A 21,288-nucleotide genomic window follows, 5' to 3' on the forward strand; every position below is an offset into this window, starting at 1 on the left:
ATTGTGAGGTTGCGCTGTGGCTCTAGATGGGGGTTGTGTGTAGTATATAGGTTTATCACTATGAAAAGAATAATCGAACAACTTTTGTTCCTCAAAGCGGATAAGGGGCAGAAGGGACAGCTTTATATCATCGACTCATGCCTGGGAATTCTGAGTTCTCTGGCAGTGACGCTTTGTCTCTACCTTCTTAGACTGTATCCAACGATCCCAAACGTCTCGCTCATCTATTTACTTATTGTGCTGGTGCTGGCAAGTACGCGGGGACTCTATGCCGCGACGGTGGCCTCTGTCGTTGCTTTCCTTTCTTTTGATTATTTTCTTGTCCCACCATTCTATACTTTTTCCATTGCTAAGTCTGAGGAATGGTTAGCGCTCTTCATTTTTCTGGTCACGGCTATTTTTACTGGTCAGCTGGCGGCTGCCCTGCGGCAGCGCGCCCAGCAGGCAACAATGCGTGAAAGTGAGACGCGTGCGTTGTATGAACTGGTGAGCGCTACCACGAATGAGGCGAGTATGGAGCGCCAGCTCCAGGTGGTGGCCCAGGCGGTTGTGCGCGAGTTTGCCTCGTCAGGTGTACGCGATTGTGCTATTCTTCTCCCCAATGAGAAGAATCAGTTTGTTTTACATGCCGACGTAAAACAGACACCAGGTACAGTCATGGAATTAGTACCTGACGAGCAGGTGACGGCCATGACGGCCATGCGCGAAGGAAAGGTGATTGACCTCCATAGCGATGCGTTGGTCTCGGCGCGTGACCCTATCCGGTACTGGTATCGTCGCAGGATGGATGCCGACGCCTCAAAGCGGGGATACATTCGTATGTTGCCCTTGATGTTGGGACAGCGCAGCGTTGGTGTCGTGCGCCTGTTGATGAATGAGGATCCACAGCAATTTATGCTGGGGACGCGTGCGCGTGGAAGAGGTGAGCAACTCTCACAGAGAGCCGCGTTTTTCTGGACCTTTATGGACCAGGCGGCGGCGGTTATTGACCGGGCGCGCCTCCGACGTGAAAGCATGCAGGTTGAACTATTACGACGCACCGACGCCTTGCGCTCGGCACTACTATCTTCGGTTTCCCATGATTTGCGCACGCCTCTGGCCTCTATCAAAGCTGCGGCCAGCAGTCTACTCCAAGAAGATGTCTCATGGGGTGAAGAGGAGCGAGCGGGTTTTATTCAGGCAATAGAGCGGCAGGCTGATCGCTTGAATCGCCTGGTAGGCAATTTACTCGATATGTCGCGCATCGAGGGCGGGGCGCTCCATCCGGAGAAGGAGTGGTACCCTATTGATGAGCTTATTCACGATGTGCTGGGGCATATGCAGACAACGTTAGATGGGCGCGAGATCCGGACCTCGCTTCCAGAGGATTTACCCCCTGTTCAGATTGACTACCTACAGTTGGACCAGGTGGTCACGAATTTGCTGGAGAATGCGGCACGTTATACCGCTGTTGGCTCACCCATTGAAATCTCGGTCGAAGTCATGGATGAGAATATGCTTGTAAGCATTGGTGATTATGGACCGGGCATTCCTCCAGGCGACCTGGAGCGTATCTTTGACAAATTCTACCGTGTATCAGGAACCAGGCGCTCCAGTAGTAGTACAATGGGAACGGGATTAGGCCTGGCAGTCTGTCGTGGTTTAATCGAGGCGCATGGAGGTCGCATCTGGGCCGAGAACAGGCTTGAGGGGGGCGCGATTTTCCGCTTTACCTTGCCACTGACAAAGGGAGAAGAACTGGACTATGCATAAAAGTGGTGCTCGTATACTTGTAGTCGATGATGAAATTGAGATTGTGCGTGCCTTACAAAGAAGCCTGACGGCTTATGGCTATGAAGTCTTTTCTGCCTCCAGTGGCGAAGAGGCGCTGGAAGAGGTGGCGCGCCATCGCCCGGATCTTATCTTGCTTGATCTGGGACTGCCTGGAATCAGTGGGCTTGAGGTGTGCCGAAAAGTGCGGGAGCAATCGAACCTGCCCATCATAGTGCTTTCTGTAAAGGATACAGAGCGTGACAAGGTACAGGCGTTGGACCTGGGGGCAGACGACTACGTCTCCAAACCCTTTGGCTTAAATGAGGTCCTTGCGCGTGTACGTGTGGCCTTACGGCATTCAGCCCAGGTCAAGGTGGGAACGGAACCCGTCTTTCAGGCTGGCCCTTTGCGCGTGGATTTCTCCCAGCGCCTGGTGCAGGTTGAGGGAAAAGAAGTGAAGCTGACGCCGACCGAGTATGATCTCTTGAAGGCGTTGATCCGTAACTCGGGCAAGATCATGACGCGTCAGATGTTGCTGTCGCAGGTATGGGGAACGGGGTATGGCACAGAGGCACATTATTTACATGTGTATATTGGGCAGTTGCGGCGCAAAATCGAGCCAGACCCGGCCCATCCTCGTTTTATTCTGACCATCTCGGGTGTTGGCTATCGCTTTAACAGCGAGGAGCCCGAATAGAGCGAGAACGAGCCATTGACTGGCAACATGCTGGCCTACCAGCGCTTGAGCAGGTGGGCCACTCTGCCTTCGGGTGTAACTTCGTAGCGAATACGATCTGGATTGATATTTTTGATCTTTTCGTTTTCCTCGACATCAGCTGCCGAAACGAGCGTATCCTTTGGATGGAGCATCTGCCAGATTTGTGTGGCAAGCTCTGGCTGCCCTTGCAGATACACATACTTGCGGACAGGCAACTTGGCATTGAGTGCCATGCTCTCGGCTTTGCCAAAGGCTTCTTTAGCCTGCTCATCATCCAGATACGGATCAACAATCTCCATCATACGAGGCGTATGAGGCCGCGCTTTCGCATCACTCAGATACAGGAAGACGACCGGACGATGTTGCTCATTATTATTGACTGCGGCACGGATAACCGCCTCATTACGTGGATCGCCTGGCTTAAGAATGGCCAGAATCGAGTTGGGCATCCGCTCTTCGATGCGTGTGACCACCACTGGTACAGTGACGCGGCCAGTGACTCTCCTGGAGCGCGCATGATAGAGGTAGGCAATAATCATACCTACAATGGTGATACTGCCACCGAAGATCGTGGCATCGCGCTTAAAGATCAGGTTAGTTACCCAGGCAATCGCAACTAGCAGAGTGGTCAGAATACCCAGGACATAATCGATCTTAAACCACAAGCCATGCGTCTCTTTTTGCACTTCTTGTAGCGGAAGGCTGGAGCCATTCCTGAGGGGCGTATCAGTATTGCTGAGCGCTTCAACCTGCGAGAGCTGCAAATCGTGCGTCGAAGTAATGCTGCCAACGCTAGCGTGGCCATTACCTTGTGTGCTCAATGCTAGACGCTGCTGACGCGCGGCCCGAGCCTTCTTCCAATCACGTGTGCGAACCACGTCCAGGCCCAGGCAGGTGAGCGTAAAGGCACCCAGGAGGCCGAAGGCATACATATCGCCCAGCAGGTTGATGTTACCGTTGACGGCGATAAGGATCGCGACCGGGATAAAGGTTGCCAGGGCGATAGAGAAGTGAGGCGTATCGCGTATTTTATTGCGCTTCAAGACGACTTCAGGCAGGAAGCCCATACGCGAGAGGGCCATAAACACATGATAGGCGCCGATGATCGCCGTATTACTAGCGAAGACCAGGAGTGCGCTGGCGCTGATAGCGACCTCTGTTTGGAGCACAACGCTGCCCCAGTTGCCTGCCAGCAGTGAGATGACCTGCCCAGAGGTATCCGGATTGGTCAGGATATTGGAGGGAAGTAGTTGTGTCGAGAAGAGCGTCAGGAGTGGGCTGGTAAGGCCAATTGTGATGACCACCAGAAAAAGGGCTTGTCCCGCAACCTTCTTATGTGGGCGCTTCATAACAGGGGAGAGCTGTGAGATGCTCTCCAGACCCGAGAAGGCCAGAAAGGCGTTCGCAAAGCCAATCAGCAGGGCTAACCCGGTCAGATGCTGGTTGGCAAACATTTTTGGGAAGAGCTGTAAAAACTCGCCAAATGAAATGTGGGAAAAGACGGTGACGAGGATGGCGATATCGCTAATAAAGGCAATAATTGCGCCAAAGAGGCTCACCTTCGCGCTTTCACTGATACCCACCCAGTTGAGGACGCCAAGGAGTATGACGACGGCAACTGTGACCCAAAGGATATAGGGTGCCAGCGTAGGAAGAACCACGCTCAGGTACTGGATGCCGGAAAGACTACTAATGGCTGCGGTCAGAAAGTAGTCAACCAGGATAAACATACCCCCCAGCGCACCAAACCAGGGGTTAAGAGCTTGCGCACCCACCGTCACGACGCCGCCACCTTGTGGATAGCGATGTGTTACCTCTGCATATTTTAATGTAAGCAACACAAAAACGGTCATCGTCAAGAATACAAAGAAACCCGCGAGCCCGTGAACGGTTTGATAGAGAATTCCAGGTGTGTAGTAGACCGAGGTCCCAATATCTGCAAAGACTACTGCCCAGCAGAGTAAAGGGCCAAGCATATTTTTTGTATTATGCTCGCTCCCCTCATGTCCTACCTCTGATGTTGTTGAAGCCACAGATTCCTGTGCCATGTCGAACTGTCATCCTTTTGGTCGAGAATGATGCGAGGAGGCTTGCCCTCCTCTAGGAAACTTGCATGCTTGCTAGATGTAGCATGCAAGGCTCTCACGCATGCTACATAGTGTAGCATACAAGCCATTTTAAGCCCAGCTCGACACTTTGCCAAACTGGTCTATTTCCCTCATTGAGGCTGCAAATTGTCTATATATGTTAAACCGTATCTACTTTTGACCAAGCACATTGCTGTCAATTTGACAGTCAGTTTCAAGCAGGCTACAGCTGCCTTTCTCCTCGTTTCGCCCATGAAATGGAGCGTTAATTAAAGACTTCTTACCCCATCCGCAAGAGATGCAAAATAAACGCCATTGGTGTTTGGTCAGATACGGAATACACATGTTAGAAGTGTACCTCAATTGAGCTAACGTTGGCAACAATCCTCGATCAAATAAGATCGCGCTTTTAAGCGCTTTCAGCGTATGAATTCCTACCGAGTAAATCGCTGGTGGAAGATGAGCTTGATGATGGAGAAAACGAGAAAGGGGATGCTTGCTTTCGGAAAACGGTTGGTGCGCCAGTCACGTTCCTGGCATGAACCATGACTGCTTCTTTGTGGTCTCGCGCTCCGCCCGCTTGGCATTGAGAAAGCTCCTGGGCTGAGATGATGAGTGTGGCCTCGACCTTGAAATGGTTGCCAGGCGACCCCGTCCACTGCGTGGGCACGCGCAAGGCCTTCTCCACCTGAGTGGTGCAAGCATGCGTGCCGGGCAGCTCTATGTTGGAGATGAGCTGGTAGACCCAGAACGGATCTACCGTGTCGCAGGTTCAGACTGGGAACTGGACTCCTATGGAGGGTATACCGATCCCGCGTGGGAGCTCAAGCCTACGTATGATATGCCTACTATCCTGCCTGAAGCTCTGGAGGCATATGTCACACTACAGAAGCGTATCAGCCTGCCGGTGATGGGTCGCCTGGGGTAAAACATGCAGGAGCCATGATCTTGTAGAATCTTTTCCAGGTTGGCTGGATACGAGGATGGTTCCGCGAACCACAGAAAAGGGAGGTTCTGCCTGGAGCCTGTTATAAACCTTAAGGGAACTGCACCTGTTCGATCATTCGCGCCAGCCACTCAAGTTCCGCACGTATTCGTTGATCATTGAAAGCATTCAATTTTTCAACATAGGGCTGTACTTTGCCCACAATGGGGGAATCAAGATATTTCTGGTATCGTCCCTTTTCCAGGATAAGGGACTGGAGTGCCTGTATACGCGTTTGCAGGATCTTCACGCGATCCTCAGGCTCCAGGAAGCCGAAGAGGGCGAAACGCACATAGAAGTCCATATCGTTGCGAGCGATTGCGTGTGGGAAGTCGCGTAGCATCTCGCGCAGTTCGGACAGACCGTGGTCCGTCAAATGATAGATGTGGCGATCGGGCTTTCCTTGTTGCTCGATTGCTTCGCGCCGCACCACACCCATCTCCTCAAAACGCCGTAGCGCCGGATAGAGCTGATTATGGTGCAGCGTTACCAATCCGCCCAATGTCTGATCGTAAGCCTTCTTTATCTCATATCCATGCATTGGGCGAGAAAGAAGCGCGGCAAGTATAAGCATATCCGCAAGCATAGACGTCCATCCCCGATATATTCCACAAAAGAGTAAGAAAGACTGCGCTAGCCTTTCTGGAGTGTTGAGATCGTTTTGCCCGCTTCTATGGGCAAAATCTGTAGGGCTGCACGTGAGCCCATAGCAAGCTTGCGCAGTCTTTCGATGCGATCTCCGAAGGTTATACCATAACCTCAGCCTCTCTACCACACTTTCTTTCAAGAGCAGAAAGGAAAATCAGAGATGGACAAGCGAGCAACTACTACCAGACCACCGGGAGATGAGCCGGACCGGTGGTCGCTGTATCGCCTGACCGCCAGGGCACCTCAGACGGAGCGACCGCCAGGCGCACATTCGGCAGGCGTTTGAGTAGCGTCGTCCAGAGCACCTGCATCTCCATACGCGCCAGTTGCTGACCCAGGCAGGCATGGATACCACGGCCAAAGCTGAGGATGGGATTTGGCGTGCGATCAAAATCCACCACGTCTGGATTAGAGAAGACCGATGGATCTTTATTGCCGGCATTAAAGGGCAGCACCAACACTTCGCCCGGCGGGACATGGACGCCGCTGAACTCGACCTCTTCGCGGGTGATGCGCGGCCTACCTCCCGCACCCAGCAGGGTAACGCGCAGAATCTCCTCGATCGCGGAAGCCATCGCTTCTGTATCATCGACGCGTGCTTTCAACTGTTCCAGCAGATCTGGGCGTTGAAACAGCACAAAAGCGGAATTGGTAAAGCTCGTGCTGGTCGTCTCAAAACCGGCGGCGATCAATCCAAGCGCGAACGAGAGCATCTCCTGCTCTGTAAGCACGCCATCGCCCTGTTCGTGGTTCTTTACCAGCAGACCCAGGACGGTATTGCTCGGATTGGCCCGCTCCTTCTCGATCAGGGGCATAATATACTGCACCATTTTCTGCCAGCGCTCCTGCTGTTCTTCTGAGGTGGCAGTGCGCGAGAGCAGATCGCGCCCCCATTCGCGGAAGAGCTTCTCATCTTCATAGGGAATGCCCAACAGGTCACAAATGACGGCCATCGGCGTTTTGATGGCGTAGTCCTCGTAGAGATCTGCTGGCGGTCCCTTGCGCTCCATCTCATCGATCAGCCGATTGGTCAGCGTGACCACCCCCGGACGCATCTCGTTAGCATGCTTGACGGTGAAGGCCTGCGTAACCAGGCGGCGAATCTGGTTGTGGCGCTCAGGTGTCACCGTAAAGAGCGAACCCTCGCGTGTACGGGGCGAGACCTCCATGCGCGGCACATCGCCGTCTGAGCGGAGAATCGTGCCACAGCGCTGCGCATCGTTTGCAGCCTTCGTGATATCTGCATGGCGGGTCAACAGAAGCGCATCACCGCCGTAGGGCATCTTCACACGCGCTACCGGGCACGTTGCTTGCAACTCCGTATACTCTTTGGGTAGCTCCAGACGATGATCAGCCAGCGGAAACGGGAAATGGAGCGGTGCTGCTTCCTGCTGCGCCTCCGGCACCTGAACGTTGACATCCTGTTCGTTACTCATAGGGCTATTTGCTCCAATCTAGAATTTGCCTGTTTCTATCACTATCTTGCTGAAATGAGGGAATCTTCACAAGCGAGTTCCGTGGGCGATGGTGAATACCGTGCCCTTCGTTTATCAGACCGCCTGGTCATTTTCTACAACAATGAGCTCTGAATCGTTTGCTTCGCCCTCAATGCTGAAGACCTGACCCGGACAGAGATCCACAGCCTGTCGCACTTTTTTCAGCAGTTCCAGAGAAGGTCGCTCGTTGAGAACATGAACAGTGCCATCGCTGTCTCGCTGCTCAAAAACGTCGGAGCAGGCGAGCACACAGTTCCCGCCCGCAATACACTTCTGGGTATACGCGATCACGCGCATGTCATCACCTCCTTTCTGATATGTTACGTTGACATAGGTAATAATAATATATCAGAGAGGCAATGGGCAAGGTGATGAGAGGGAACGTTAGGGGTGGAAATGGAGAGGGAGGAACACCCGATCGTGTAGGGGCAGCGCCTAATGGTCGATTCTGAGCATTTTTCCGGTTTCTTTAGCCACGGCAAGAAGAGCTGTTATGTCAACTATCTAGGCCTATCCGCAAAAAAGTGAGCTTGCTTGCTTTGTATGCTGTGAGTATCTACCCAGAGGAATGCGAGGAAATGGACTGGCTTCGGATAAAAACTCACCCCCTTGACGTGGTGGTATTTACCATGGTACCATCAAGAGTGGAAATACCACCGTAAATACCATCATATTCACCAAAAAGGCGAACAGAAACAGGAGCCGTTATATGCCATCCAGTAAGGATCGTCAGCGTATCGAAATTCCAGTCCATTTCTATGAGCAACTGGCGCAGATCGCCGAGACGGAGGATCGCACGATCACCAGCGTCCTCAACCAACTGCTGTTTCAAGCTTTACAGTGCTATCAGCCGACATGGATACCCAGTAAACATCTCAGTCGCTTCAATGAGCATGCCCAGCATGTCCTCTCCCTCGCCCGCGAGGAGGCGCTGTCCTTTAATCATCAGTTTATCGGGACCGAGCACCTCTTATTGGGCTTGTTACGTGAACAAGAGGGCCTCGCAGCCCTGGCGCTGGAAAAATTGGGTGTTGCACTTGATCCTGTCCGTGCTTCTGTTGAAAAGAAAATTGGGCGTGGAAACCAACCTGTCAAGGAGGAAATTGACTACGTGCCCCGAGTTCGCAAGGTGCTCTCACTTGCGCTGGACGAAGCAGAGCGTCAGGGAAGTGCCTACGTTCGCACCGAGCATATTCTGCTGGGAATAGTGCGCGATGGTGGCGGTGTCGGCGCGGATATTCTCGATACTCTTGGGATTTTGGGAAAGGTACGTGCCCAGGTTTTCGAGCTTCTCGGCTAGCTCTTCCCCTGCTTAAAAACGGAAGGAGATAACAGCATGACAGAAACGAGTGATGTTTGGACTGGCAAAGCCAGCAGCTACGATCGGGCGCGTCCAACACCACCATCAGCTTTGCTCGATCTGCTGACGCAGTTGATTCACCTGCCGCATCACGCTCTGGTGGTGGATTTGGGCAGCGGGACCGGACTGTCAACCGCGATTTGGGGGGAGCGGGCCGAGCGGGTGATTGGGATCGAACCCAATGCCGACATGCGTCAAGAGGCTGTGCGCAAAGTCGAGGGCCATCCCTATGCGGCACATATCGAGTATCGAGAGGGGCTTGCTCATCAGACGGGTCTGCCTGATGGGTGTGCGGATATCGTCACTGCAGCCCAATCGTTCCACTGGATGGAGCCAATGTCGACCCTGGCCGAGATTGCTCGGATTCTGCGACCCGGAGGACTCTTTGCGGCGTATGACTATGATGCGCTACCAGCAATCCATTGGGAGCTTGATTCGCTCGCCCAGGAGGGCAGTTTGCGCTTAATGGAGCTTGTCCGAGAGCGCGGGCTGGCTCAGAGCTTCAAGATCTGGCCGAAGAACAAATCTCTCGACCCCCTGCGCGAGAGCGCTCACTTCCGCTTCACTCGTGAGGTATTGCTTCATCATATCGAGCAGGGAGACGCTGCACGGTTTCTTGAGATGATGCAGAGCAGTGCGCTCAGCCACCAGCTCCAGTTCACCGAACAGGAGATCGGGTTTGATCGCCTCAGGCAGGCCGTGCTCCAACATATCGGGTCCGAACCCATTCCCTGGTATTTCAGTTACCGAGTTCGCATCGGAATCAAGTGACTGCTCTGATGTGAAAAAGCAAGCCCGTCATACGTCGTCCGCATGACGGGCTTTTCTTTCTCCTTTCCTTGAGTGCATCTCGTTACGCAACCTGTGGGCACTATTCAGATCACATCAGAAACGCGCCTGGTATCGCTGGTCCAGCCCTGAGGTGATCAGCCGTGGTAGTAGTCGGCGAGTGCGGTGAAGGCGGCCTTGGGTTCCCAGGGCATGTCGGGGTAGGTGTCACCAAGGCGGTTCTCCAGGATCTTGACCACGCCCCAGCTGGCCATGTCGAGGTCCTCGCGGGGGTCGCTGCGGTGCGGCCAGCCGTAGCAGACGAAGGTGCACGCGAAGGCGGCGTCGACGCCCTCGACGGTGAAAATGTCCAGCAACTCGCGCAGGTAAGTAGCCTGCTCCTGCTCGTCGCGGATGTAGTCGCCGTTGAGCCGGACCGGGGTGGTCCCGTCGAACTCGATCATCTCTCCGCCGCCGCGGGCGCCGTGGTCGGCCGCGCCGCGGTGGGTGGTGCAGCCGAACTCGGTGATCGCGACTGGCTTGCCCTGCGCGACCAGCGTGCGGACGCCCTGCTGGAAGACGTGAGCGATCTCCTTCGAGCGGTGGAGGTCGACCGAGACGATGTCGAATGGTGTCCAGTCGACGCCCTCGAACGGGATGGAGGCGTACGTGACCTTGCCACCGAACCGCTCGCGGACCACGGTGACGGCCCTGGCGAGGAAGTCGTTGATGCGGGTGGGTAGCCCGGCCAGCAGCTCATGCATCCCCGGCTCGCGCCGGAGCAGACGGCCGGTCCGCTCCTCGAGGCTGTTGCCCGGCAGGAACCCGCTGTTGAACAGGCTTAGCTCGGCACCAGTGACGAACACGACCTCGGCTCCCCGGCGGCGGATCCGCTCGGCGCGCTCCGCGCCGTTGGCGAGCAGGTTGAGCATCTCCTCGGGGCCGAACTGATAGGTGAACGGCGAGAACCAGACTTCCAGGCCCAGGTCGGCAGCGTGGCTCGCAGCGAATTCGAGCCGGTCCAGGTCATCGCCGAACAGGCGCACTGCGGTGCAGTGTAGGTCGTCGTGGATGATCTGCAGCTCGCGCCGGACGACCTCGTGGTCGAACGGCCGGCGGGTGACGCCGTCGACACTGAATCCGGTGTCGTAACCGATGCCTTTGACTCGCAGGGATCGTTTGGGTTGTACGACTGATTCGGCGTTATTGAGCTTCATACACGTTTTCCTTTCGAACACTTTTTTGCTTCATACACGAAAACAAAAGAAAAGGACAGGAGAACATCAGGACATAGTATCCACTAAAGCGATACTCCCTTCAGCCTCCAAGCAAGCTGCTCTACGATTGTTCTGAGGCTTTCTTCTCGTCTGTTAAGGGCTGAAAAAGTCGCAGAACGATTTGAGCATCAGGAACATAGGTGCGAAATTTTTCTGGATCTCGTAGAGCCCAACGGGTGAGGCCATCAAGACAGGCGCTCATCACCGCTACCAGTTGATCCGGGTCGCCCAGCACAACCTCGCCGGTGGCTTGGCCCTCGACAATCAGTTGTCTCATCGTCGCCAACAGCATTTGATAGCGTTTGCCGAGCGATTCGCGTATCTCTTCGGGCATAGCCTCAGCATCGAGAGCATGTTGAAGCAGTTGATGGGCCTCAAGTGGTTCGCGCTGCCCGCGTGCTCCCACGATACTCGAAATCAGCGTAGCAAGACGTTCCCCTGGTGTTCCAGGCATCTCCACCAGTTCCTGGAACCCGGCAGAATCGTCTGGTACTGTTTGCTTGACCAGCTCAGAGAAGATCGCCTCCTTGTCAGCAAAGTAGCGGTAAGCCAGTCCAAGACTAATCTGAGCTTCAGCGGCAATATCCGTGATCGTCGTTTCCATCCCCTTGCGCGCAAATACGCTCCTGGCACTTTCCAGGATCTTTGCGCGCTGCGCTTCACGGATGCGTTGATTCGCTTCTGGCGTTCGAGGCATTCCACTATCCTTTTCAATGAATGAAAATTTCTTTCATTGATAAATATATCTCTTCAGCCCATCTTTGTCAAACGTTTTCGGGGAGTATACCATCTGATCAGAAAAAAACTCCTAGTGTTGACACATCACCCTGCACATGCGCTCACCACGTTCTTTCTCCCCAATACAGTTTCGTTGCTGGATTGATCCTCTCCGCCGAATTCTTGACAATCTGGATGTGAGCTCCTATAATTGTGACTGACTAAGTCAGTCACAATTATAGGAGGAGGGACAGCGATGCCTCGAACAGCAGAGGCGAAGCAACACATTGTTTGTAGAATCTATTGAGACAGAGAAACGAAGTGAGGAAGTGAAGTCATGAACCCCATGCCGAAAGGCAGGGGCTTGTCGAAGGGCTGAGACAATGCAAGTCATGTCTAGTGGGCTACTTCGGTAGCAGTCGCGGGATGGGCTAGTTTTCAAGAACGTTCGAGTCCCCCCCTCGCTTGAACCGCTTCTAGCCGCGCCCAAGCTGGCACCCTGCGGGGTTAAGTCTGTCCTGCTCTCACGAAGGGGAATATTACCCTGGCCTCGACCAGGAGCAAAGGAAATCCTTTATGCGAATACCTGTTGTAGATAGTCGTGGGGTGGCGTTAATGCCATGTACATCTGCCAAAGCACGACACTTATTTAAGAGTGGCAAGGCACGCCCAAAGCGCAATCGGCTTGGCCTCTTCTTTGTCCAGTTGTGCTACGAGCAAGAACCACAGAATCAACCTCTTGTGGTAGGGATTGATCCTGGTAGCAAATTTGAGGGATTCAGTGTGGTTGGCAGCAAAGACACCGTAATCAATCTGATGGTGGAAGCTCCTACGCACGTGGAAGATGCTATGGAAACGCGCAGAACCATGCGTCGGGCACGTCGGCATCGGGAGTGGCGTCGTCCAAAGCGATTCAACAATCGCCTCAATCGGAAAAAGCGCATACCACCCTCCACGCTAAGCCGATGGGAAGCCAAAGCACGTATTGTGGCACATCTCAAAGGCATTCTGCCTTTGACTGATGCTGTGGTAGAGGATGTGCAAGCGGCAACGAGAAATGGGAAAGGAGGGAAATGGAATCTTTCATTTAGTCCGATCCAGGTTGGAAAAGACCATTTGTATCGGTTACTTACTCGTATGGGGCTACAGGTGCATTCGAAACAGGGATGGGAAACCAAACAATTACGCGAGCAGTATAGCCTCAAGAAAACCAAACAAAAGGAGAAGCAACACTTTGAGAGCCATGCGGTAGATAGTTGGGTGTTGGCAGCTTCAGTCAGTGGAGCAACAACGCCAACCTGTCAACGACTCTGGTATGTTATCGGAGCGGTATTACACCGTCGCCAATTGCATCGCCTACAAGCCTCAAAGGGAGGCGTGCGTAAGCCATATGGAGGCACCCGCTCACTTGGATTAAAGCGTGGAACATTGGTAAGCCATCCCAAATATGGCCTGTGTACCGTAGGTGGCTTTGATCGAAAAAAGCAAACGGTAAGCTTACATGCCTATCGAACGAACAAACGTCTCACACAGGGAGCCAAGCCTGCAACATGTGCTATCAAGACATGGGTGGCATGGCGCAGTTGGCTCGTTCCCCAAAAGGAGAGAAAGGAGCGGCTTTGTGCGCCTCCCCATAGCTCAAGCCAGGGGTTTCCACAAAGCTGATTTGTTAGATGAGTTCAACGAAAAGCGGCACCTTGCGCGTGCCTGGTGCACATCTCGCCTACGAGGTACGCGGCTCTGGCCCCGTCCTACTTCTGATCCACGGCGGAGGTGGCGATGCCCGTGCCTTCAACGGCGTCGCCAAGCACCTCGCCAGCCAGTACACCGTTGTGACCTACGACCGGCGGGGCCTCTCCCGCAGCACGCTCGATAATCCAGAGGAAGAACAGCAGGTGGAGATGCATAGTGACGATGCCCACCACCTGTTGGCTGCGGTCACGTCCGAACCGGCGTATGTGTTTGGGAGCAGCGGCGGTGCGGTCGTCGGGCTCGACCTGGTCGCACGCTATCCCGAACAAGTGCGCACACTGATCGCGCACGAGCCTCCGTCTCATCTGTTGTCTGGGCTAGAAGAGCGCCATGATACCATCCGAGAAATTGCTCACCGTGAGGGTGCGACTTCGGCGGTCCAGCAATTCATGGCACAGATCGGTGTGAGCTACAACGACCGGGAGCCGGATGCCGATCTGCCGGAACAAGGGGAGCGACCCATCCAGAACACCATGTTCTTACTGAAGCGGGAATTTGCCATGTACGACCGCTACCGGTTTGATTTCACCGCACTCAGATCCGCCTTGGTTCAGACTCGGCTCGTGATTGCTGCTGGAGAGAGCGGACGAGCGTATGTCGGATACCAGAATGCGGTCGCAATGGCGGACAAGCTAGAGACGACCGTTGTGGAGTTTCCCGGGCACCATGTGGGCTACATCAGTCATCCAAGGGCCTTCGCCGCGAAGTTGCAAGAGGTGCTTGCCGAGATACCTCTCACGTAGGGTGCAAGGGTGACCGCGTGCCGAGATATCGCGCAGACACGTGGTCACCCACGCCATCGCCCGCTTCTCCTACTGCTCCCAAACTCATTCCCATTGTTACAACTGCGACGAGCATCGATCCGCGCAATTTGGCTCAGATCTACACTCAACGTTGACCATTGCAAGAATAGGAGGGATTACTGTGATATGCTAAATAGCAACAGCGACCGTGAACAAGGAGGAGCCAGATATGTAAGAGGTAAATTGGGCGTGCTGTCCAAAGGTCGCGGAAATTCCGCTCACACGGGCCTTCATTGAGCAACTTGTCAAAGAGCGAAAAGCCTCAAGCATCATTGAGAATTACAGAAGAGATCTCAACGATTTCTTATCTGCCTTTCCTGAAATTTCCTTTTCTGAATTGCTCGAAGCCGGTGAAAGCCGGATAGCTGATTATATCGATTGATTATGAAATCGAGAGGTAAAACGAGAAAAATGGAGGATCTACAGATAGGAACAAAATCCTCATTGTGATGAGGTTTAACACTATCTCTAAAACGTCCAACGAGGCTCACGCGTGAGCTAAGGAGAACTATATGTCAAAAAAGACCGTGACCTATTCCTGGCAGGATAAGGTGAGCTATTCCTGGCAAGGTAGCAAATTGCTCTTGCTGACGCCCCTGGGTTCGCTACTCGTGCTGTATGGATTTACTGCCTCATGGTTCGCTTACCCGAATGCATCTGGTTGGGAGATAGCGCTCGATTTCGCCAGCAAGGATCTGATCCTTTTGTCGGGCGTGGCGCCGGGCGCACTCGCGCTGCTCTGGCTGGTCCCCTGTACGGCGCTCTTGCTGCTCGGATGTGGGATTATGCGCCTATTTTGGGTGCATCTTCGTTGAGTGCGTGTCTGGTCATTGTTCCTTGTTGGTGTATCTCTCGTGCTCATGAGTAGTTTCTGCTTTCCGCTGTTTCCCCCTGAGACCCTGCAATATCTCCGCGGAGGGGACTTGCAAGCGGGTTTCTGGTTGACCGGTAGCGCCCTACTGCTCTCGGCGCTTGGTTTGCTTATTCCAGATCCAACGCAATGGATCATGAAGGCTGACCAGCGGCCAGTGCCAGACACGCGCATATCCCGGCGACACGCGCTGACCAGCGTGGTGAATCTAAGCGGATTACTGGTGGTTGGCAGTGCAGTGGGCCTGGATCTGGGCTGGCTTACCCACCCACATGTGACGCGCCGCCAGGTGCTCTCTATCGTAGGGTCACATTATTCATCTCTGGATGGGATGAGAAAGCTGGTGTGGTCGTCTGACAATACTTCACTCGTGGAATGTTTGAGCGGCATCTTGCACTCCTGGAAGATCGCGACCGGCCAGGTGATGCGGACTTACATATCTCCTCCCTCTCCCAATGATGATATTTTTGGGAAAACCAACAAATCTTTCAATAACATTGCGCTCTCTCCCGATGGTCGTTGGATCGCGGCTGCCGTGAATGCTGATGGAGTGAGTATCTGGGAAGCAGCGAGCGGACATTTCGTGCAGCGTTTTGCCCCTGTCGAGCAACACCAGAGCCTTGGCGAGTTCTATGGTGGCGTTGCGTGGTCGCCTGATGGCACCGCTCTCGCAACAAGTAAGTTCATCTCGGAGAATCAGGCGATGTTGTTTGTGTTGCGGGCGAGCGATCTAAAACCTCTGGCCACATATCCACTCTCAGACACTGCCCGGACGACGGCCTGGTCAGGCGATGGCCAGATGCTTGCGGTGATCACGGATCAGGTGGACGTGTGGGATATCTCCCGTGGCAAGAAGATCTGGACGTACCAACCGCCACGCTACTCTGTGATCTCCGAGACCGAAAAGTTCAGAATGAATGTATCAGATGTGGCCTGGGCCTCCGACAGTCGGCGCCTGGCAATTTCGTTGAGTGCTGGCATCCCAGGCGATGGTTTTGCTGGCTAATCTTCTCCCGTGCTGATTTGGGATATCGCCGCGAATCGGCAGATGTGTTCCTGCCAGGGACACTGGGGAAGCTCCAACGGGCTGGCGTGGTCGCCTGATGACTCCAGGATCGCGGCTGCCGGGTCGGACTGGACGGTCCAGGTATGGAATGCGCAGACAGGGGCACAACTCTTAACGTACCAGGGACATCGCGACACTGTCTGGTCGGTAGCCTGGTCGCCTGATGGCAACTTCCTTGCTTCTGGTTCTGCTGATCACACAATCCAAATCTGGGAAGCGCCTCAGCTCTAAGCACAAGCGATTATGATGGTGTTCTGGTTTTTTTCATGAAGTTTCTCACGAGCACAAACACAACGTTTGTGTATCTATCTAACCTGTAGAGCATAATGAAAGAGGACTCAATGCTTGATCATGATAACCTGGAAGAGTTCCGCGACCCGCAGACCTTTGATCTAGAGGATGAGGGCTACTATGCTGATTGGCCATTGACCGAGCAATGGGCGTGTTCGCTTGATGGACCGCTGCTTGACCTGGCGTGTGGAACAGGGCGTATTGCCCTGCGCATGGCTGCGGAAGGTTACCAGGTCACAGGCGTGGACATAGTGCCAGAGATGATTGAACGGGCCCGCCAGAAAGCTATTCAGCAGGGCGTCTCGATTGACTGGGTGGTGGCTGATGCGCGCACATTCCACCTCCAGAAGCGCTTCCCATTCATCTACATGCTGGAAAATGTCTTCCAATTCTTTCTGACGCGAGAGGATCAAGAAGCGATGTTGGCGCGTGTCCGGGAACACCTGGAGCCGGAGGGATGTTTTCTCTTTGAGACACGCAATCCTACCCCACGCAATCTCCTGGAAGTCCGCCATCCTGATCCACTGAAGTACACGCTGCCTGATGGGGGACAACTTCTAACCACCGAAGAGCAATATTATGATCCCATGACCCAGATCCAGCACTATACTCGTCAACTCACGTTCCTCCATCCAGATGGTCAGCGCCAGGAGAAGACCCTTCACACGGACCTGCGCTACGTCTTCCCACAAGAGATGGAAGCCTTGCTCTTCTACAATGGATTTCAGATTCATGCCTGCTATGGTAACTGGCAACAAGATCCTCTGACCGCTACGTCACCCGCGATGATCTATGTCTGCCAGAGGCGTAGCTAAATCTATGCATCAAATCGCTCAAGCTATGACAGGCTGCCTGTTGTGGATGTACCACAGAGAGCAACTGGTTCTAGCTCACAAACGTAAGTAGCAGGCCAGTCTGACGCGCATTTTAAGGGAGACGCTGCTAATATATATTACGCGTGTATGTAGATGCGTGCTTTAACAGTGTCTCCCCACTTTCCTATCTCTCCTTAAAGACATTCCTGGCGACGCTGATGCTATTGAGGGCCGCCGGAAAACCTGCGTAGACTGCCATCTGTATGATGACTTCTACGATTTCCTCTTTCGTCGCACCAACATTGAGGGCGGCACTAATATGGACCGCGAGTTGGGGCTGAGCTGTGCCAAGGGCGGTACACATAGCGACGGTCGCGAGTTCCGTGATCTTGTCGTCGAGTCCGGGACGACCGATGACATCACCGTAGGAGAACTCGATAATAAAGCGTCCCAGATCGGGGGCAATATCCTTGAGGCTTTCGACCACAGCCGCGCCAGAGCCACGGCTTACGCGCTGGAGCGTTTGCATGCCATGCTCGTAGCGGTCACCTGTCATTGTGCCGCTATCAACCGCTGGTTTGTCTCCGCGTTGCCCAAAGACCTCACGGGCTGCTGTGATACCGTTGAGGGCTGCAGGAAAGCCAGCATAGACGCTCGCCAGGATCAGGATCTCGACAATCTCCTCAGGTTTCCAGTCAACATTCCTCGCCCCATGGATATGGTAGCGGAGCTGGGGCGCCGCGGTACCCAGAGCCGCCAGGGCAGCCACAGTACAGATCTGCCGAGTCTTCAAATCAAGATTGGAGCGCGCTAAAACATCGCCATATCCAAATTCTACAGTGAAACGACCCAGCGCAGGCGCGATGTCGTCGAGGGCGCGAATGGGGGCGTCATAATTCTCCCCGCCGACCTTCTGGAGAATAGCTATTCCACGCGTATAGCGGTCATCATCCTGTGTTACTTTATCAAATGTATCTACTTTTTGTTCATTCATACGATAAGATTCTTCTTTCTATCCTTGGTTAGACCTTTCTAGAATATCACATCCACATATGTTGGTCATGTCCGAAAACCGCTAGACACGCTTCTCTTCAAGGCGTATAATAGCGTTTGCTCGCTTCGCTGGTGGAAATGATGCCATGGCTATTTCAGCGCATCTTTGGACACGCGGAACATCTCCTTTGTCAGGGGCAAGATAGAAATAGAAAAATTAGGAAATCCATTAAAAATGCAGAAAGCACTCAACTTTCCTCGCTCACTCTGGGTTCTATGTATAGGCACCTTTTTTAATCGTATTGGTGGTTTTGTCAGTGCCTTCCTCATCCTCTACATGACAACTAAAGGTTATACCGCTACCCAGGCGGGTATGGCTGCCAGCGCCTATGGTATTGGCAGCATCAGTGCTGCTGCTCTTGGCGGCTATTTGGCGGATCGAATGGGGCGGCGAAATACAATTATGCTCTCTATGTTTGCTTCAGCCGCCACCATGCTTGTGCTATCGCAGGCAACAGTGTTGTGGCTGATTATTGTGCTTGTTACCCTGGCGGGCTTGGCGACGGAGCTGTATCGTCCAGCTTCCAGTGCGCTTATCGCGGACCTCGTTCCATCCGAGCAGCGGGTGGGTGCGTTTGCCCTGTATAGATTAGCGATTAACCTGGGGGTAACCGCGGGATCAGTAGTCGCGGGCATCCTTGCCAGCCACTCGTTTATATTGCTCTTTATTGGTGATGCCTTGACCTCGGTCATCTTTGGCCTGCTCATCCTCTTTGCCCTTCCCGCTGATGCCCGCAAACAGGCAGAGCCGTCATCCAGGCAAAGCAATTTCTTCCAGGCTGTATTGCCAGATCGCGGCTTTCTCCTCCTCCTGGTAGCAGGGATCGCCGTTGCCTTTGTCTATCTGCAACACCTCTCTACTATGGCTCTCCAGGTTCAGGCGCTCGGATTATCGAACACTGTCTATGGACTATTGCTTTCAGTCAATGCCCTCGCTGTTGTGTTCCTCGAACTGCCAATTAGTGCCATAACTCGCCGTTTCCCCAGGCCTGCTGTGATCGCGTTTGGCTTTCTGCTCATAGGGCTGGGCTTTGGCTTGTTCGCGTTCGCGCCCACTATTCCCTTACTGGCACTGGCTGTGGTTGTCTGGACACTTGGCGAAATAGTCCAGGGACCGGTCACGACCGCCTATGTAGCAGATCTCTCGCCAGCGCATCTGCGAGGGAGCTATCAGGGGGCCTGGGGTATGACCTGGAGCATCGGCCTGATCCTGGCCCCTCTGCTTGGTACACTTGTTTTTACCTGGAGCACGACTGGTTTATGGCTCCTTTGCGCTCTACTAGGAACGCTGGCAGCGGCGAGCGTGCTGCTCATCACACGTCCCAAAGATCGGCCAGAGCAAGCCATCAGCAGTTCAGAGACCATCCTGGCCGATGTCGGCGTGCAGGAATAAGAGGCGAATAGCAACAGCATAAAGCAGGATTGTTAGTGTGGAACGAAGCGCTCCAGGGGCGGCACGTGCTGGATATGGGTAATAAAATCCAGCACATCAGGGACGGCAGGTGTGATCGTTAGCTCTACGGGCTGATGGCTGCGTGGGCGAGGACGCGTGTCCAGAGCCTGGGACTCGCTGAGCCAGCCCGATTGGAGCCAGGTTGTGTAAGGCACAAAGGTTGCGGCCCCTCGACGCGCGGGTTGGCGGCGTGCGTTCCCTGTGTTGATAGGTGTCAGTGTAGCGTGCTCCGCGTAGCGGGCCAGCAGGCGCTCGGTATCGATGCTCAGCACGACCTGTGGACGCTCCTTCATCGCCCCGCGCATCCGGTTCAATCGCTCGGGATCGAGCCAGAAAAAGACGCGAGCATTGAGCAAAGAGTACCATTGTGCTGGTGTCATCTCGTGCAGGCAGCGCTCCAGGGCCGTGGGAGGCATCGGCTTCTGATCCCGGATCCGGATGCCTCTGGGCAGTGTGAGCGATTCGGTACGCTGCTGCTCAAGCAAGCTCCTCTTCTGCACGGGCAAACCCGCCTGCTCAAGAAGGGCCTGAGCGCTGATGAGGCCGTATTGCTGGATAAAGGGCCAGTTGCCCTCCTCTGCTATGTGGTAGATTATGGATGGTAGGCGCTGTTGTGACATATGTATGTTTTACGCGAAGGCAACTTCGCTGGTTGGTTTGACTGTGATGGTGTGCTCGGGAGAGCCAAAACCATTGAGGGTCGCGTTATGATGGGCGACGATCTGCTCCGCGTTGAGCACGACACGGTCAATGGTCGAATGGGCATCGCCGACCAGCGTCACATCATAGCCATGACTGATCGCGGCCCGGCAGGTGGTATCGACGCAGAAGTCGGTGCGGCAACCCGTAATAACGAGATGAGTAATCTGGCGCGCCTGAAGTTCCTCGTCCAGCGTCGTGGCGAGAAAGGCATCGGGTGAGCGCTTGGGGATAATCGTCTCGCCTTCCAGAGGTGTGATGGATGGGTGAATGCGCCAGCCACGGGTGCCAGGAACCAGGGAACTGGGCGCCTCCTCCTGGTGCTGGATATAGATCACAGGTGTTCCACTGGCGCGTGCCTGCTCCAGGAGATGCGCGATATTGGCTAGCAACTCCTCCTCACGATAGGTCGGCCGCCCCGGAACCTTAAAGAGGGCCACCTGCACATCTACAATGATCAATGCTGTCTGCTTGCTCAAGATAAACTTCTCCTTTGCTCCCCCGGCCGCTTCTTCCAGCCTGGAGCATGTTGTCGCCCCCATTATACCTCATCTTCCAGCTCTTCATAGATGGCGCATTGATTTATGGTATTGGGACAACAATTAATCTCCAATCCGGCAATTTTCCAAAGAATCACACTTTAACTACTTGATGTAGCAGGCAGAGATGCGTTGTTA

At 54.1% G+C, this 21,288-nt stretch carries 21 protein-coding genes; 12 read left to right on the forward strand and 9 right to left on the reverse strand.

Features of this window, described 5'->3' with window-relative positions; translation table 11 throughout:
* Positions 1-60: 60 nt before the first annotated feature.
* Both JMJ04_RS20255 and JMJ04_RS20260 read left to right on the forward strand, forming a co-directional pair.
* Entirely contained in the window at positions 61-1,752 is a 1,692-nt protein-coding gene (locus JMJ04_RS20255; protein ID WP_201372233.1) for an ATP-binding protein, read from the forward strand.
* Positions 1,745-2,449, forward strand: a complete 705-nt coding sequence (locus tag JMJ04_RS20260) for a response regulator transcription factor (protein ID WP_201372234.1) — start codon at positions 1,745-1,747, stop codon at positions 2,447-2,449. Before JMJ04_RS20255 ends, JMJ04_RS20260 begins: the two co-directional genes overlap by 8 nt.
* Positions 2,450-2,484: 35 nt before the next feature.
* On the opposite strand, the gene JMJ04_RS20265 is transcribed toward JMJ04_RS20260, so the two are convergent.
* Positions 2,485-4,518: an APC family permease gene (locus JMJ04_RS20265; RefSeq protein WP_201372235.1), complete on the reverse strand. Its 2,034-nt coding sequence runs from the start codon at positions 4,516-4,518 to the stop codon at positions 2,485-2,487.
* A gap of 742 nt (positions 4,519-5,260) precedes the next feature.
* On the opposite strand from JMJ04_RS20265, the gene JMJ04_RS20270 reads away from it, so the two are divergent.
* Positions 5,261-5,485, forward strand: a complete 225-nt coding sequence (locus JMJ04_RS20270) for a hypothetical protein (protein WP_201372236.1) — start codon at positions 5,261-5,263, stop codon at positions 5,483-5,485.
* Positions 5,486-5,594: 109 nt separating this feature from the next.
* Here the strand turns inward: JMJ04_RS20270 and JMJ04_RS20275 are convergent, their stop codons facing one another.
* The 3 genes from JMJ04_RS20275 to JMJ04_RS20285 form a co-directional block, all read right to left on the reverse strand.
* Positions 5,595-6,128 (reverse strand): PadR family transcriptional regulator, encoded by a 534-nt coding sequence (locus JMJ04_RS20275; protein ID WP_201372237.1) that lies wholly within the window; start codon positions 6,126-6,128, stop codon positions 5,595-5,597.
* 241 nt (positions 6,129-6,369) lie between these two features.
* A complete protein-coding gene (locus JMJ04_RS20280) occupies positions 6,370-7,626 on the reverse strand; it encodes a cytochrome P450 (RefSeq protein ID WP_201372238.1) in 1,257 nt (418 codons plus the stop codon).
* A 114-nt stretch (positions 7,627-7,740) separates the two neighbouring features.
* Positions 7,741-7,983: a ferredoxin gene (locus JMJ04_RS20285; RefSeq protein WP_201372239.1), complete on the reverse strand. Its 243-nt coding sequence runs from the start codon at positions 7,981-7,983 to the stop codon at positions 7,741-7,743.
* A gap of 412 nt (positions 7,984-8,395) precedes the next feature.
* Between JMJ04_RS20285 and JMJ04_RS20290 the strand changes: the two genes are divergently transcribed.
* Together JMJ04_RS20290 and JMJ04_RS20295 are read left to right on the forward strand one after the other, a co-directional pair.
* Positions 8,396-8,986: a Clp protease N-terminal domain-containing protein gene (locus JMJ04_RS20290; protein WP_201372240.1), complete on the forward strand. Its 591-nt coding sequence runs from the start codon at positions 8,396-8,398 to the stop codon at positions 8,984-8,986.
* 36 nt (positions 8,987-9,022) lie between these two features.
* Complete coding sequence (locus JMJ04_RS20295) at positions 9,023-9,817, forward strand: class I SAM-dependent methyltransferase (RefSeq protein WP_201372241.1); 795 nt, start codon at positions 9,023-9,025, stop codon at positions 9,815-9,817.
* 155 nt (positions 9,818-9,972) lie between these two features.
* On the opposite strand, the gene JMJ04_RS20300 is transcribed toward JMJ04_RS20295, so the two are convergent.
* Both JMJ04_RS20300 and JMJ04_RS20305 read right to left on the reverse strand, forming a co-directional pair.
* The gene (locus JMJ04_RS20300; protein ID WP_420799488.1) at positions 9,973-10,986 is read right to left on the reverse strand and encodes a hypothetical protein; all 1,014 of its coding nucleotides are present in this window, start codon (positions 10,984-10,986) and stop codon (positions 9,973-9,975) included.
* Between the two features lie 166 nt (positions 10,987-11,152).
* Positions 11,153-11,788: a TetR/AcrR family transcriptional regulator gene (locus JMJ04_RS20305; RefSeq protein ID WP_201372243.1), complete on the reverse strand. Its 636-nt coding sequence runs from the start codon at positions 11,786-11,788 to the stop codon at positions 11,153-11,155.
* Between the two features lie 596 nt (positions 11,789-12,384).
* Here JMJ04_RS20305 and JMJ04_RS20310 point away from each other — a divergent pair.
* The 6 genes from JMJ04_RS20310 (at position 12,385) to JMJ04_RS20335 (ending at position 17,406) form a co-directional block, all read left to right on the forward strand.
* On the forward strand, positions 12,385-13,473 hold the full coding sequence (locus tag JMJ04_RS20310; protein ID WP_201372244.1) for an RRXRR domain-containing protein: 1,089 nt from the start codon (positions 12,385-12,387) through the stop codon (positions 13,471-13,473).
* Positions 13,474-13,481: 8 nt separating this feature from the next.
* Entirely contained in the window at positions 13,482-14,303 is an 822-nt protein-coding gene (locus JMJ04_RS20315) for an alpha/beta fold hydrolase (RefSeq protein WP_201372245.1), read from the forward strand.
* A gap of 572 nt (positions 14,304-14,875) precedes the next feature.
* The gene (locus JMJ04_RS20320; RefSeq protein ID WP_201372246.1) at positions 14,876-15,178 is read left to right on the forward strand and encodes a hypothetical protein; all 303 of its coding nucleotides are present in this window, start codon (positions 14,876-14,878) and stop codon (positions 15,176-15,178) included.
* 108 nt (positions 15,179-15,286) lie between these two features.
* A complete protein-coding gene (locus JMJ04_RS20325; RefSeq protein ID WP_201372247.1) occupies positions 15,287-16,240 on the forward strand; it encodes a WD40 repeat domain-containing protein in 954 nt (317 codons plus the stop codon).
* 9 nt (positions 16,241-16,249) lie between these two features.
* Positions 16,250-16,531 carry a WD40 repeat domain-containing protein gene (locus tag JMJ04_RS20330; RefSeq protein ID WP_201372248.1) on the forward strand — a complete coding sequence of 94 codons (282 nt, stop codon included), beginning with the start codon at positions 16,250-16,252 and terminating at the stop codon, positions 16,529-16,531.
* A gap of 110 nt (positions 16,532-16,641) precedes the next feature.
* Positions 16,642-17,406, forward strand: a complete 765-nt coding sequence (locus JMJ04_RS20335) for a class I SAM-dependent methyltransferase (RefSeq protein ID WP_201372249.1) — start codon at positions 16,642-16,644, stop codon at positions 17,404-17,406.
* A gap of 184 nt (positions 17,407-17,590) precedes the next feature.
* On the opposite strand, the gene JMJ04_RS20340 is transcribed toward JMJ04_RS20335, so the two are convergent.
* Positions 17,591-18,400: a carboxymuconolactone decarboxylase family protein gene (locus JMJ04_RS20340; protein ID WP_201372250.1), complete on the reverse strand. Its 810-nt coding sequence runs from the start codon at positions 18,398-18,400 to the stop codon at positions 17,591-17,593.
* A 234-nt stretch (positions 18,401-18,634) separates the two neighbouring features.
* Here JMJ04_RS20340 and JMJ04_RS20345 point away from each other — a divergent pair, with 234 nt between their 5' ends.
* On the forward strand, positions 18,635-19,852 hold the full coding sequence (locus JMJ04_RS20345; RefSeq protein ID WP_201372251.1) for an MDR family MFS transporter: 1,218 nt from the start codon (positions 18,635-18,637) through the stop codon (positions 19,850-19,852).
* A gap of 32 nt (positions 19,853-19,884) precedes the next feature.
* Here the strand turns inward: JMJ04_RS20345 and JMJ04_RS20350 are convergent, their stop codons facing one another.
* Together JMJ04_RS20350 and JMJ04_RS20355 are read right to left on the reverse strand one after the other, a co-directional pair.
* The gene (locus JMJ04_RS20350) at positions 19,885-20,532 is read right to left on the reverse strand and encodes a DUF7002 family protein (protein WP_201372252.1); all 648 of its coding nucleotides are present in this window, start codon (positions 20,530-20,532) and stop codon (positions 19,885-19,887) included.
* A gap of 9 nt (positions 20,533-20,541) precedes the next feature.
* On the reverse strand, positions 20,542-21,090 hold the full coding sequence (locus tag JMJ04_RS20355; protein ID WP_201372253.1) for a cysteine hydrolase family protein: 549 nt from the start codon (positions 21,088-21,090) through the stop codon (positions 20,542-20,544).
* Positions 21,091-21,288: the final 198 nt, after the last annotated feature.

Source organism: Ktedonobacter robiniae (assembly GCF_016587375.1).
GTDB lineage: Bacteria > Chloroflexota > Ktedonobacteria > Ktedonobacterales > Ktedonobacteraceae > Ktedonobacter > Ktedonobacter robiniae.